11 protein-coding genes are annotated in these 13,326 nt (G+C 62.9%); 4 read left to right on the top strand and 7 right to left on the bottom strand.

Annotated elements, in window-relative coordinates; all coding sequences use genetic code 11:
• Complete coding sequence (locus tag ASF00_RS14135; RefSeq protein ID WP_055880298.1) at nt 1-1,140, bottom strand: glycosyltransferase; 1,140 nt, start codon at nt 1,138-1,140, stop codon at nt 1-3.
• Nucleotides 1,137-3,146, bottom strand: a complete 2,010-nt coding sequence (locus ASF00_RS14130) for an HAD-IIB family hydrolase (RefSeq protein WP_055880296.1) — start codon at nt 3,144-3,146, stop codon at nt 1,137-1,139. Before ASF00_RS14130 ends, ASF00_RS14135 begins: the two co-directional genes overlap by 4 nt.
• Nucleotides 3,147-3,472: 326 nt before the next feature.
• Here ASF00_RS14130 and ASF00_RS14125 point away from each other — a divergent pair, with 326 nt between their 5' ends.
• Both ASF00_RS14125 and ASF00_RS14120 read left to right on the top strand, forming a co-directional pair.
• Nucleotides 3,473-3,694 carry a hypothetical protein gene (locus ASF00_RS14125; protein WP_156348358.1) on the top strand — a complete coding sequence of 74 codons (222 nt, stop codon included), beginning with the start codon at nt 3,473-3,475 and terminating at the stop codon, nt 3,692-3,694.
• Nucleotides 3,695-4,029: 335 nt separating this feature from the next.
• The gene (locus ASF00_RS14120) at nt 4,030-4,476 is read left to right on the top strand and encodes a ferritin-like domain-containing protein (protein ID WP_055880291.1); all 447 of its coding nucleotides are present in this window, start codon (nt 4,030-4,032) and stop codon (nt 4,474-4,476) included.
• Nucleotides 4,477-4,830: 354 nt separating this feature from the next.
• On the opposite strand, the gene ASF00_RS14115 is transcribed toward ASF00_RS14120, so the two are convergent.
• Nucleotides 4,831-5,661, bottom strand: coding sequence for a 23S rRNA (adenine(2030)-N(6))-methyltransferase RlmJ (locus ASF00_RS14115; RefSeq protein ID WP_055880287.1), 831 nt, complete (start codon nt 5,659-5,661; stop codon nt 4,831-4,833).
• 578 nt (nt 5,662-6,239) lie between these two features.
• Between ASF00_RS14115 and ASF00_RS14110 the strand changes: the two genes are divergently transcribed.
• Nucleotides 6,240-7,640, top strand: a complete 1,401-nt coding sequence (locus ASF00_RS14110; protein ID WP_235525844.1) for a carboxylesterase/lipase family protein — start codon at nt 6,240-6,242, stop codon at nt 7,638-7,640.
• A 901-nt stretch (nt 7,641-8,541) separates the two neighbouring features.
• On the opposite strand, the gene ASF00_RS14105 is transcribed toward ASF00_RS14110, so the two are convergent.
• From ASF00_RS14105 to ASF00_RS14095, 3 genes are read right to left on the bottom strand one after another with little or no spacing between them, the layout of a single operon-like run.
• A complete protein-coding gene (locus tag ASF00_RS14105) occupies nt 8,542-9,303 on the bottom strand; it encodes a sterol desaturase family protein (RefSeq protein ID WP_055880281.1) in 762 nt (253 codons plus the stop codon).
• Nucleotides 9,300-10,082: a fatty acid desaturase gene (locus ASF00_RS14100; protein ID WP_235525843.1), complete on the bottom strand. Its 783-nt coding sequence runs from the start codon at nt 10,080-10,082 to the stop codon at nt 9,300-9,302. The genes ASF00_RS14105 and ASF00_RS14100 overlap by 4 nt, the downstream gene beginning before the upstream one ends.
• Nucleotides 10,079-10,606, bottom strand: a complete 528-nt coding sequence (locus ASF00_RS14095; RefSeq protein WP_200910120.1) for a sterol desaturase family protein — start codon at nt 10,604-10,606, stop codon at nt 10,079-10,081. The genes ASF00_RS14100 and ASF00_RS14095 overlap by 4 nt, the downstream gene beginning before the upstream one ends.
• Nucleotides 10,607-10,909: 303 nt before the next feature.
• Here ASF00_RS14095 and ASF00_RS14090 point away from each other — a divergent pair, with 303 nt between their 5' ends.
• Nucleotides 10,910-11,824 carry a phosphatase PAP2 family protein gene (locus tag ASF00_RS14090; protein ID WP_162233592.1) on the top strand — a complete coding sequence of 305 codons (915 nt, stop codon included), beginning with the start codon at nt 10,910-10,912 and terminating at the stop codon, nt 11,822-11,824.
• Here the strand turns inward: ASF00_RS14090 and ASF00_RS18105 are convergent.
• Nucleotides 11,772-13,217, bottom strand: coding sequence for a glycosyltransferase (locus ASF00_RS18105; protein ID WP_235525840.1), 1,446 nt, complete (start codon nt 13,215-13,217; stop codon nt 11,772-11,774). The two genes, ASF00_RS14090 and ASF00_RS18105, sit on opposite strands and share 53 nt — an antisense overlap.
• Nucleotides 13,218-13,326 lie beyond the last annotated feature (109 nt).

The raw sequence follows: 13,326 nt of genomic DNA, 5'->3' as shown, positions 1-13,326 counted from the left end.
TCAGGCTCCGGTGAGATCGGGAGATGAAATGATGGTTGGGGCGGACGTCCACAGCTTTGCAGCCAGCCCTTCGAGCCAAGCTGCGACATCGTCCGCCGGGGTATCGTCGATCATCGCGCGCTGCGCATCGGGGCGATGCGTCGCGATGGTTTCGGCCAGCGCGGCTTTCCAGGCATCGGCAGACGAGGGCAGATGCGGGCGCACGCAGGCGACCCCCGCGGCAGCCAGCGCGCCGGCCTTGCGATGCTGCTCGTCAAAGTACCGCCATTCGGGGATCGCCAGCCAAGGCCGCGCGGCGGCCAGGATCTGCTGGCAAGTAGTATTACCGGTCGAGGCGATGACGAGATCCGCCGCAGCCACGTAATCGGCTGGATTGTCGATCCAGCCGCGATGCTCGATATTTGACGGCTCGGTCGCGTGCCAGTCGCGTTGGACGGGGCCAATGCTAATCCACCGCGCATCCGGCCTTGCCCGTGCACCGACGCCAAGCGGCGCCTGGCCGAAGCCGTCCCCCCCCCCGCCCGACAGGACCAGGATCATCTCTTCATCCGCGCCGACGCCGATGCGCTGGCGGGCCAGTTCGCGCTCCGGCACGCGTGTGTCGACGCCGAGTCCGCCGGCGAAACAGGTCTTGGCCAGCATCGCCGCGTCCCATTCGGGCTGGGCAAGCCCGGCGTGGAACGCGGCGAGCAGACCGGCCGCCCCATCATAGGCCGCGCGGTGACCCTGATCGCCGCGGTCGCCGTGCTGCACGATTTTCACATGCGGGACGCTGCAGATCCGGGCGAGTTGCGCGATCTCGGCAGAGACGTCGCAGATCATCAAGGCGGGGTTCGCGGTATCGAACCACCCCGCGATCGTCGCCATCGCGTGGCGGATCCCCGGCCAACCGAGCGGCGCACAGTGCAGCGTTGCGGGCGTCGCGATATCATCCATCGTCCCAGCCTCATCCCCCACCGGTTCGAACAGCGAGGGGATACGGACGATATCGACATGCGCGGGCAGCGCAGGAAAGATATCATCGCGTGCACAGAAGATCGTCAGCGGTCGCGTCACCGGCAGCGCATTGGCGATCGCTGCGCAGCGTTCGGCATGGCCGCGTCCCTGATGATGGACGAAATAGCCGAAAGGCTGCGTCATGCCGCGACCGCAGCGCGATGGGTCAGGCCGAGCAGGTCCAGCCCTTCCATCACGCCCGCCGCGTGACGCGACCGAACGCGGTGAAGACCAGCGCGCGGCGTCAGCTCAGCCAGTTCATCGCTGGCATTGGCGACAACGATGGCATGCCCGCACGCTTCCAGCATATCGGCGTCATTGCCGCTGTCGCCGGCAGCGACGCACTGGCGCAGCGACAGGCCCCGCCGTCCTGCATAGGCGCCGATGGCGGCTGCCTTGCCCCCCATCGGCGCGACCACGTCGATCAGGCGACCATGCGAGAAGATTACGCGTGCGCCTAGCCCCGACGCCAGCAGCGTTTCGCGGATCCGCACGGCATCGGCGTCGGTGCCAAAAAAGCTGAGCTTGTGGGGACCGTCCGTTTCCACCGGCTGTGGTTCGATGCGCAGCGGGGCGAGGGACCGGGCAACGGCCTCCCGGTCCCAGTGTGTGTCCAGCATCGCGTCGTATTCGGGGCAGATCTGCCAGTGCCCTGCGGGGTCAGCGATCATAAGCCGCGTACCGACATCGACGATATAGGCGTCCGGGTCGGGCAACTGCCATTCCCGCAGCACTGCGCGGGCCGCATCGAACGACCGACCAGTGGCAATGACGAAAGGCAGCGCACTGTGCGCACGCCACTCCGCGAACGCGCGCGCGCCGTCTGCACAGCCGGTCAGCGTATTATCGATGTCACACGCGAGCAAAGCGGGCTGGATAGTGCCGATCGACGAATAAACGGCGACGCTGGCGCTCGCATAGCGCGCCCAGTCATAGGCGCCGACCCGCGCCAGCGCGGCCTTGCTCAAGCGCGTGTGCAGCACGGCGTCACCGACGATCTTCAGGCAGGCCTGTGCGATCGCATCGTCGTCGCGCGGATCGACGATGAGCCCGTGGCCGATCGTGTCGATGATCTCGCCCGGACCGCCATTTCTGGTTGCGACGACCGGCACGCCCATCGCGGCCGCCTCGATCAGGGTCAGGCCGAACGGCTCGTGCAGTGCGGGATTGACGAAGACGCCGCCCTTCGCTGCTCGGGCATAGAGCGCCGATACATCGTCGGCATCGTGCGCGGGTGGCAGGGCGACACGGCCACGCAGGATGGGGTCCGTACACAGCGTTCGCATCTCAGCCAACACGGCCCGTTCCTCCGGCGAACACGGCCTATCATGCTGGCCCGCAAGGATCACCAGGTTCGTCCGTTCCCGCAGCGCCGGCACCAGCGCAAAAGCCCGGATCAGCGCGGCGAGATTCTTCTTCATTACCGGTCGCGCAATAGTCAGGATGATCGGCTTTTCCGGCACGTCCAACCATTCGCCAAGTCGATCCGCCAGCGTCGTCGCCCCATGTGGCAAGGAGCGTTGTGGTACGCCAGGAGGCAGACAGTGGATACGATCGTCGACGTCGACGCCGTACGCGATGAGCTGCCGCTCGGCTTCATCGCGGCTGGACACGATGATCGCATCCGCCTCTACGATGGCGTGACGCTCGGCATCAATCCGCGCGCGGGCATCCTCCCCGGCACATCCCTGCGCTCGCTTATCTATGCCAAGTGCATGAGGCGTATAGACGACCGGGATACCGAACCGCCGCCGTGCCTCGCATGCGACCATCGTCGCATCCGCGAAATGCGCATGGATGACATCGGGTTTTTGTGCCAATCCATCAATATGACGGCAAAACGCATCGGTAAACGCAACAACCTCCGCAGCCAGCGCCTCTTTTTCCAGATATCGACGGTCCGCTGTCGCGATGCGGTCAATAGTAACCTTGCTATTTAAGCGCTCTCTTCGGGTTCCGTGAATTGGCGAAAGTCCGACATCTTCAAAAAGGCGCGTAACGATCGATACCCGGCTCACATTACTCTCGCCGCCTTGAGCAAGCGCGGCTTCGATTACATAGGCAATATGGCCACCGGTGTCCGCCGTAATTCCAAATGTGACAGGCGGCGCGCGAAGGCATCCTCCCAGTGCGATATGCAGGATGAACAAGGCGGCTCCGTTTGTTTTGCACCCATAACGACCAACCTCGTCCACGGATCCAGAAGATAATCGAGATCCTGGCAACATGGGTTGTTCGCATCGTGATTTGTCTAACTGCGCACTATCAGTTCAGTGCATTTGCGCTGAGCGTCTCCGCTCGCAAGTTGACGTGGATTAGGACGATTTATTCGACCCAAACCCCTCACATCGGCCCGGCCGCCAAAGTTGGGGAGATGCGGGCAAGCGTTGCCAAGTGCCTACGTTTGCAGAAATCCTTGGCGACGTGCGCGGGCGTCGCGTAAGCGGTACGCCGCAACCGGCAGCGAAAGACACAGATGACCGCGACTATCATTACCCCAAGCGGCCCCGGCGCAATGGAGGCCGGCCTCGTACTTGACGAGGAAGGCGGCCGCTTCGTCGTGCTGACGTTCAAGGAGCCCAAGGGCGAGCCGACGCTGGTGACGTTCACGGTTCCGGTCTTCCAGAATTATGTCGAGCATCTAGTTCGTACGGCGAAGGCGGCCAACGAGGATGCTAACTGGGGCATCCCCGGCTAACCTGGGTGGACCTGATATCAGACGGCAGCCCTGCGGAACTTCGTCCATGTCGGTATCGAGTTCGTCGACAGAAGTACGCGCGATCGGCCAGCGATCGCCTCCACGCTGCAGGCCCCACCAACGGCCCTTCGTCTACTCTTGCTCAATCCGGACGTTCAAGAACGTCTTGTTGCTCGATCACGAATGCCCGCCTTGCTGCACGCGCATGGCACGGCCCGACTCACCGGCAGGGCGTTGTCGAAGAGGGAGATGCCGACGCGGCATAGGTGCAAACATTCGGCATGGGTCCTTTTCGGCAGGGGATCGTTGTGCAAGCTCCTCGACCGGAGACTTCCATGACCGATAACAACGACGTGTCCGTCCTAAACGGCCTTATCAAGACCACGCTCGACAGCATGAAGGGCTACGAGGACGCCGCCAAGGATGCAGAGAGCACCCAATATGCGACCATGTTCGCGGACTTCGCCCGGGATCGTGCAAAGGTCGCAGCCGACCTGCAAAACGAGGTCCGCAGGCTAGGCGGCGAACCGGAACTCGATTCCAGCATGCTGGCTGCTGCGCACCGTACGTTCATGGACCTAAAGCAGGCGATTACGGGCAAGGACGACAAGGCGATCATTCAGGAAGTCGAGCGCGGCGAGGATCATATCAAGGCAAAGTTCGAAGATGCGATGAAGGACGCCAATCTGGCGCCCGCAACGCTCGAAGCCATTACCACCGGCTTCGCATCCGTACGCGAGGGCCATGACAAGATGAGCGCGCTGAAGCATAGCGTCGCATAACATGATACAGGGCGGCGCCCCGTCGCCGCCCTGTTTTCGTCGAGAGCTTTCTGCCGTATTGATTAGCAGTTGATCACCCTCCCTTATCCCAAGCTCCGCCCTTCAGTCATCGCGACATCGATATCAGATGTGCGTTCCAATTGAGACCGTCGTTCCCGCCACGGGCGTAGAAGTGCAGACATATGCGGCAGGTGATATGCCTCTTCGTCACCTTCAACGTTAAGGTGGTCGTCCCCGCGCGCGCAATGTTGGCGGCCGGTCAAAATTCGACAGCGAGCGCGCCTAGCGCGATGCTGCGGTCGCAAGCGGTACTGCGCCACTCATGCCGGGAGGGACGAGCGTTGCAGGATGACCTTAATCCCCCAACCATTCAGCCGCGATCTCGCCCCTATGCCCTGCCGGCGCCAGTACGGCACGCAAAGCGTCCAGCATGGGCGGCAAAACCTGCATGAACGCGTAGGGTGGGTTTACGATATACAGGCCGGCGCCGTTATAGAGACCGGGCTGATCGTCATCGTACAGCCAATGCTCCACCCCAAGCAATTTCGGGATACCGAGCCTGCGTAACTGATCCTTCCATCGCCACTGTGTGCCGCGGTCTTTCAGCGGAAACCAGATCACCGTCACGCCATGCGCCCATTTACGGTGGGCGGCAGCGAGGGTGGCTGTGATACGTGCACGCTCGTCAGGCTGCTCATACGGCGGGTCGACCACCACCACGCCGCGCGCGGTTCTGGGCGGCAGCATCGCCAGCCAAAGTTCGTAGGCGTCGCGCTCGTGCACGGCAGCAGGTGTGTCGCGCATCACGCCGCGCAGCGTATAGGCGTCCTCTGGATGTTTTTCGTTTAGAATCAGGACATCCTGCGGGCGCAGGAGCTGCGCCAATATCCGCGGCGAACCGGGGTAGACGCGCAGCTCCGCCCCGACATTCACCGCCTGGACGACAGCGCGATAGTCCTTCAGCAAGGGGTTCGAATCGGCAAAGGCCCGCAACACCCCATCTATAGACTCGCCCGTGCGGCGGGCATCCTCACCGCCAAGGTCGTACAGCCCGCAACCGGCATGCGTGTCGATCAGCGTCAGCGCGCCCGGTTTTTGCTGCAAGGCCTGCACGAGGGCGATCAGCAGGCTGTGCTTTACGACGTCGGCACTATTGCCAGCATGAAAGGAATGGCGATAATTCATTGCGACTCAAAATCCTGACACTCTACCGTCATGCGCGCCGCTGGGCGCGGTTGCCCAGCGCAGGGCGATTGCCGTAAGCAACCCTGCGCACCTATAAAGTCGGGCGAAAATCTTCAACGAATCTCTGTACGATGCCTCGCGCCCGCGGCAGCGATCGTGCGTAAAGGCAGCGACGCATCGATCCGGGCGTTCGGGGACATTTGATCATCGAGGCGCCGGCACGGCTGGCATGACCTAGAAACGCCCGTTCGACGGCGATCGCTTGGCGTGCTGCGAGGTCGAACGATCATGCGCGTGGATGCAATCGGGCGGGACCGCCCCGACGCAAGAAGACGCCTCGTTTCCGGACGTCCGCAGGACATTCTCGCGACGCCGGCTTCGGTCATTCATGCATGGCGGCGGCAGACGGGAATGCAGGTACCAAACCTCGTGCACGGCCTGCCCCTTCCCGAAATGGATCGCGACCGAAAACGCGGGTCGTGCCGCTTACCGAAACGCGCTAAAGACGGACCATCGCAGGCAGCACGCTGGCGTACGAGAACGGGCAGACGAGAATGGGTATGGCATCTTACCGCTGGATGAGCCTGTTGGCCCTTGCCTGCGCCAGCGGCGCTGCGGCGCGCAGCGAGCCGGAAATCGTCACGATCGACACAGGCATGACGCGCGGCGCGACTGCCGACACCGTCCTTGTCTGGAAGGGTATCCCCTTCGCCGCACCACCCGTCGGGCCTTTCCGATGGCGCGCCCCGCAACGGGTCGCGCCCTGGGCCGGCGTGCGCGACGCGCTCGCCTATGGTCATGACTGCATGCAGCTCCCTTTTCCCAGCGACGCCGCGCCACTGGGTACGCCGCCCACCGAGGACTGCCTTTACGCAAACGTCTGGAAACCGGTGGCGGGTAAGCGCAAGCTGCCGGTACTGGTCTGGATCTATGGCGGCGGGTTCGTCAATGGCGGGTCGTCACCGCCAACCTATGCGGGGACCGAGCTTGCCAAGCAGGGGATCATCGTCGTCAGCTTCAACTATCGTCTGGGCCGCTTCGGCACCTTCGCGCATCCGCAACTGAATGCCGCGCGCGAGGATGGCGCACCGTCCGCGAACTTCGGCTATATGGATCAAGTCGCAGCGTTGCGCTGGGTGCAACGCAATATAGACGCGTTCGGCGGCGACCCCGCCAGCGTGACGATCGTCGGTGAAAGCGCCGGCGGCATCTCGGTGCATGCGCTCGTGACGAGCCCGATCGCCAAGGGGCTCTTCGCGCGCGCGGTGGTGCAGTCCGGTGGGCCGATCGCGCTGGGCGAAGCGACCCCCGCGGCGGCCGAGGCAGCGGGGGTCGCGTTCGCCGCCAGCAAGGGCATCGCCCCCGACGATACGCACGCACTCGAGAAGCTGCGCGCTTTGTCGGCGGATGCCGTGACGGACGGCCTCAACCTGGCGAACCGACCGAAAACAAGTCCGGTGACGTACAGCCCGCCGATCGTCGATGGTCGCTATGCCGTGGACAGTCTTGTGGCCTACCGCGCGGGAGTGTTCACTAAAGTGCCGATGATGGTCGGCGCGACCAGCGATGATATTGGCGGACGCAATGGACCGATGACGGTCGGTGCCCGCGAGATCGCCGGCATCCTCGCCGCACAAAACGCGCCCGTCTATTATTACCGTTTCTCGTACGTAGCCACGTCGGCGCGTACGGCGGAAACGAAGGGCGCCGCGCATGCGACGGACATCCCGTTCTTCTTCGATACCGCCGCGATCAAATATGGCGCCGACACGAGTGCTACCGACCGCTCAGCCTCGCGGATTGCAAGCCGCTATCTGGTAAACTTCGTGAAAACTGGCGACCCGAACGAGCGCCGTGCGTCCAAGAGCGCCAAGCAGCCCATATGGCCGGCCTATGATAGCGGCGCTAAACCGATGTTGGACCTGAACGCGGCTGGCGGTGCATCGGTTGGTAAGGATCCGTGGGACACTCTAGACTGAAGCAGTCGTCGACGAGTCGCGGGCAAGACGGATTGAAGCGCGAGCGCGATCACTGACGTACTGACACGCGTGCGCCCTTCCTTGCTCCGCAATTTGAGAGACGCGGTCATGTCCGAGCTGCTTATTTTGTCGGCGTCCGAGCGACCGTCGTGACTGTCGTGACTGTCGTGAAAGGCTAGGTTAGCCGCCGGTCCGCTTCCAGCGCCATAAGCAGGCGTTTGCAACGAAGACGGTGATTGCGAAGGCCAAGCCAAGAGCAACCGCAACTCCAGCGCCACCATGATCCTTATAGGCGTGAAGTTGCCATGCAGGGCGGATCCCGTCCCTCGCATCCGCCACCCGCCATCATGCCAGTGTCAAAAAGGATCAGCGCCACCGGCGTCATCAGCACGATCGCGGACGGGCCTCCCCAGTTGATCGGACGCTTTTCATAGCTCGGTCGGGCATCCTGGTCGCCGCCGCGAACGGCTGCAAGGGGGCGGTACCCGCTACACGCCGGAGCTGGTAGATTCATCTCACACCCAGAGCTACCGAACCCATGGTCTTTTTCTCTGCTCTCCATTCATCGCCATAGCCGGCCTATCAGGTGCCGATAGCCGCGTTACCCTCGATTTTACTCGCTCGACGCAGCCTGCTCGCACAAACGCGACCGCAGGTCGTCATCATCCCCCGGTACGCGTGGTACCGCATGCTGGTGCGATCCGCCCCAAAAACGGCTTCCGGCCGCCGCTCGCTTAGTCTTAGCGCCATCCGGAGATCCGCAACCGCTTCCTGGTGCACGGCGGGCGTCACCGCTGTTCTGACAGCAGGTCCTACGGATGCGTCCCTTCGACCGGCTTAGGACGGGATCGTAGAGCGGCGCGCCCGCCTCAGCTTGCCTTTCCGCTCGCACTAACGCTGGCTAGGAGCGTACCATCGCAGAGCGACGCGCCGCACGGGCGTGCTCACGGGTAAAGTCGCCGACGCCGCGGTCTGTGTGACAAAGCCGGTCCCAATGGCGGAAATACAGCCCGTAATTGCAGCCATAGAGTTCGTGGTGCCGCTGATGATGGCTTGCTGTGATCAGCCATCCGCCAAGCGGACCGGTCCACATGAACCGCGGGAAGATTTCCCATCCCATGTGGTTCGTGACACCCATCATCGTCATGATCGTCAGGACAATGGCCAGACCGCCGATATGGATCGGAACGAAAAAGACCAGCAAGGGAATGACGACCGCGCCGGTCAACGCCTCGATCGGGTGGAACGCCATCGCCGCCCATGCCGTCGGAGGGCGGCTCGCATGATGCAGCGCGTGCGCCAGTTTGAACGGTTTTGGTCGATGCATCCAGCGATGCGTCCAATAGAACCAGGTATCATGCAGCAGGAGGTACACGAGCACAGAAACCGGTAGGTACCAGAGCGGATAGGCATGAATGTCGGCATATACCTGGGTCCAGCCGTGATGCTGCCATCCCCAAGCGACGACGCCAGCCGGTATCCCGTACAGCGCGGCCGATGCCAGGCTCCAGATGATTTCGCGACGGACCTGCGGGTCCAGCCCGAGATACAACCCGGGATGCTTGCGTATCGTGATCCAGGCGAACGCGCCCGAAACGAGGAGATAGCGAACGCCAACGATGACCGTCATCGCGACGGCGGACAAAATGATGGCGAGCGTCATACGTGATCCTCGACACCGCGATGATCGGCAGCGCGCCCGGTGTGCGCACGCCGTACCGCGGGGAGCCCCCACCACGGTGTTCCCGGCGACAGATGATGTTCATGATGATACCCGCCGAAATGGAAACACGTCAGCAGAGACAATAGCGGCCCCACGTCGATGCTGTGTGCACGGTGGGCATCCGCGAAGGGAACTTCGCGCTCTCGATGTGGCAGCCACGTCCCGAAGACGAACAATTGCGCCACCGCCCCCAAGGCCGGCAATGCCCAGAAGATGACGATGTTGCCGAGCGGCGCACCAAGCAGCAATATATAGAGCAGCGCTACCACCGTTATCCGGATGATCTGCCCGTGAGAATAGTAGGTCTTGAAGAACTGAAGGAACCAACCACGAAGGCTTGGATCGCCGCCATGAAAATCCGGATCACCGGCCCGGCCCGTTTCCTTATGATGCAAATGATGCCTTGGCAGCAGTGCGGCATATGACAGGCAGGCGTATAGCGATAGACAAGTTGCCCCGATCACCCGGTTCAATTGTGGGTGATCGGGTGCCAACGCTCCGTGCATTGCGTCGTGCGCGACGATGAACAGCCCGGTACTCAGCCATGTCTGGAGGACGACCAGCACGATCGCCAACGCAATCGTATCGACGCCCCACCGCCAGAAGAAAATGCCGGTTATGTGGATTGCGAGCCAGGCTGCAACGATTACGCCAGCCAGCGCAACGCCGATCCGCGTCTGACGCCGCATCGCCGCCGATTGGGGAGCCGTCACGCTCACGTCTTTGCATTTGCCGAGATTGGGTTTCCGGTTTTAGCTGAAGGTCCGTCGCGCAGCGGCGGATTCGCGTTCGCACGCAATTGCGCCTTCAGCACTGCAGGTTTGCGGGCGAAGAGGAAACCATGACTGACGGTACCGTCCTTGCCTTCAACTGCATGGTGGAGGCGATGCGCTTGTAACAGGCGCTTGAAATACCCTCGTTTGGGCACCCAGCGGAAACCACCACGCTGATGCACGAGCATGTCGTGCACGAAGGCATAGATGCCGCCGTACACGGTGATGCCGAGCGCGGCCCACCAAAGCGGCTCCCATGCGAGCCCGACGATAAACAACATGATCGGCACGATCGCGAACACGACCGCATAAAGGTCGTTTTTTTCGAACCAGCCTTCATGATCTTCATGATGCGACTTGTGCCAGCCCCAACCCCAGCCGTGCATGACATAGCGATGCGCCGCCCACGCAAAGCACTCCATGAACAGAACCATGAAGACGACGATGGCGAGCTTCTCGAACCAGGTCACGTAAATCGATCGCACAAATTGCCGATGACCGTGTGCAGAGGAATCAACATGATGCATACATAACCCTTACCGGCAGCCGATGCGAGGGCGGTCCGCTACAAATTCTGGGGTCGGTGACGCCTACGCCGGCGCTGCTTTCAGGGCGGCATCGCCTCGAGGTCGCTTAGCGATAACCGCCTCTCGCCGCCACTCCGGTGCGGTGGCCCGAACCCGCGCGATTGGATGTTCCGGTAAAATGCTTAAGCGCGCTTACGCTGGGCACCGCGTGGCGGCGATCTGCGTTCGTCCGATATGATCGCCCCAGTGCTCCGCGCCAACCACCCCGACACGCCCTCGTGGCTGTTGATCGCAGCGATGCTTATGAGTTTTCTCGCGGCCCAATATCACCACCGTTTCACGGTGGATCCGATCCGCGCGGTTCCCGCGCTAGCCTCGCTGATGGCGCTCGGTAGCGCGCGGGCGATCGGCAAGTATACCGCGCGACCGCGCTTGGCGGCTGGCGCTACGGCCTTCCTGCAGATGACGCTTTTCACGCTGTGCGGCGTCGTGCTGGCGTATGCGTTGGCAGCGAATTCGGGACGGTTGTGGGATATCCGTCTAGCGGCCGCGGATCACGCGGTCGGCTTCAACTGGCCGGTTGTCTTCGCGGTGCTCGACACATGCCCTCCTGCCATCTGGCTCCTCGGATTGGCGTATCACAGCCTCACGTTGCAGATGGTCGTCGTCATCGTAGCGTTGAGCGGAACCGCGAAATTCGACACGCTGAGGACGATGGTCTGCGCCGCGATCATGTCCGGTTTCGTCACGATATTGATTTCGGGTCTTACCCCAGCACGGGGCAATCTGTTCGATCCATCCCACTACGTGCATCTCTGGCCGTCCATAGCGTGGTTGGAACAAGAATTGATATCCGGGCTGCGAGATGGATCGTTACGCGTGCTCGATCTCACCATGCTCATGGGGATTGTCAGCTTTCCCAGTTTCCATGCGACTCTCGCGGCGATCTTCATCTGGGCGTTCGCCGCCTTGCCGCGTATTGCCCTACCGGGCCGGGCATGGGCGATACTGACGATCATCGCGACGCCGGTCTTCGGCGGTCATTACGGAATCGACGTCATCATGGGGCTCCTTCTCGCGCCACCAGCCATCCTTGCGGCGCGCCACCTTACGCAGCGCAGGCGGCCTTCCCATCCGATGGGTTCGGCCCTGCCGGCCTGAGATCGCTATCGCTCCGAAGCGCCGCATCGACCATCGCTGCCGCCTCGGCTGCACCCCCGCCCCCCGCCATATCCGTGGCCAACAGCCGAGATGCACGGCGATATTGTGGCTCTCGCAACACAGTCCGCAACGCCGGTTCGAGGCCACCGTTGCCGGCTTCTGCGGCAGAAACGACGCGCGCGGCCCCAATCCGCTTCAATCGCGCCGCGGTTGCCGGTTGTTCGAAAGCCAACGGCACCGCAACGATCGGGAGGCCGGCAGCCAACGCGTCCAATACCGTGTTGAAGCCGCCATGCAGGATCGCGGCCGAACACAGTGGCAGGACGCGGGTCTGAGACCAGAATGCCCGGACCAGCGGACGTCCAGGGAGAGACTGGGCCTCACGGTCGCTCAGCCCGCCGCCATGCGCCACCACGGCACGGGCACCCACCGCAGCACAGGCCGTGGTCATCGCCGCGAACAGTGATCGGCGCGCACCCTGCAGCGATCCTAGCGAACAGAAAATCAACGGCCGTCCGTCGTTTTCCGGCAGGATCGCGTCGGGCTCGTCCCGTCGCCATGGCCCGCCGTATCGAAAGCTCGCGGGCAATGCCAGACGCGGAAAGTCTAAGCCGACCGGGCATTGCGCGATCTGCAGGCGGGCGGACCATTGATGTCGGGGGTGAGGGTCGAGTGCCCAACGGCGCGCATAGGTCGAAACCATGGTACTGATCGGCCGCATCAGCAGATCGCTGACCGCGTATCCGCCGCTGTTGCGGTTTCGCCCCACCGCATCTGGACGATACGCCCACCCAAGAAACGGTGGCGGCACCGCCGGCTCCCTGAGTAGCGGCAGTCCTGTAACGGCGGTCACGAACGGCAAACGAAGATGTCGTGCCACCAGTGCCCCTGCCGGTTCGACCGAGTCGGCAAGCACGGCGTCGACCCCCAGCCTAGCCATTGCCGTCGGGAGCGCCTTCAAAAGCAGTTCCGTCATCGATGCGGTGCCGCGGATCATCCGCGGTAGCCCGACAGGCCCCGATGGCTGTGACAGCCTCCGATAATATTCTGCCAACAGGCCTTGGCAGTCCGCAGGGTGGTCGAGTGCCGCAAAGTCCACGCTACAGTCGGGCACCAGCGAGGCGACGTCAGCCATGTGGATTATCGTGGCCCTATGGCCCGCTTCGACGAGCGATGTTCCCAATGCGGCTAGTGGATTGATATGGCCCGCGGTTGGCGGCGCGATGATGGCGATGTGCCGCCTTTTGACCGTCAATTCAGTGGATCTTTCCGTCGCCGTCTTGTTCGATCGACTAGTATCAGTATGCGGCCGACAAACGATAGCGCCATTCAGTGGGCAGAGCCGCACAAATAACCTGGCCACCGGCTCGTCGCCAACGCCGGCGTCGCTCACCACGGCGCGCAATGGAGATACCCGGCCTACCGTCTACTGTTGGGCACGGCCGGCGCCGCGCGGCGTCCGCGAACCTCAGCGATCGCTGACGGCGCTGGGCAGGCTCAGT

This window comes from Sphingomonas sp. Leaf34, assembly GCF_001421805.1.
Classification (GTDB): domain Bacteria; phylum Pseudomonadota; class Alphaproteobacteria; order Sphingomonadales; family Sphingomonadaceae; genus Sphingomonas.
The sequence above is the reverse complement of the archived record's forward strand: the minus strand, read 5'-3'. Positions and strand labels throughout refer to the sequence as shown.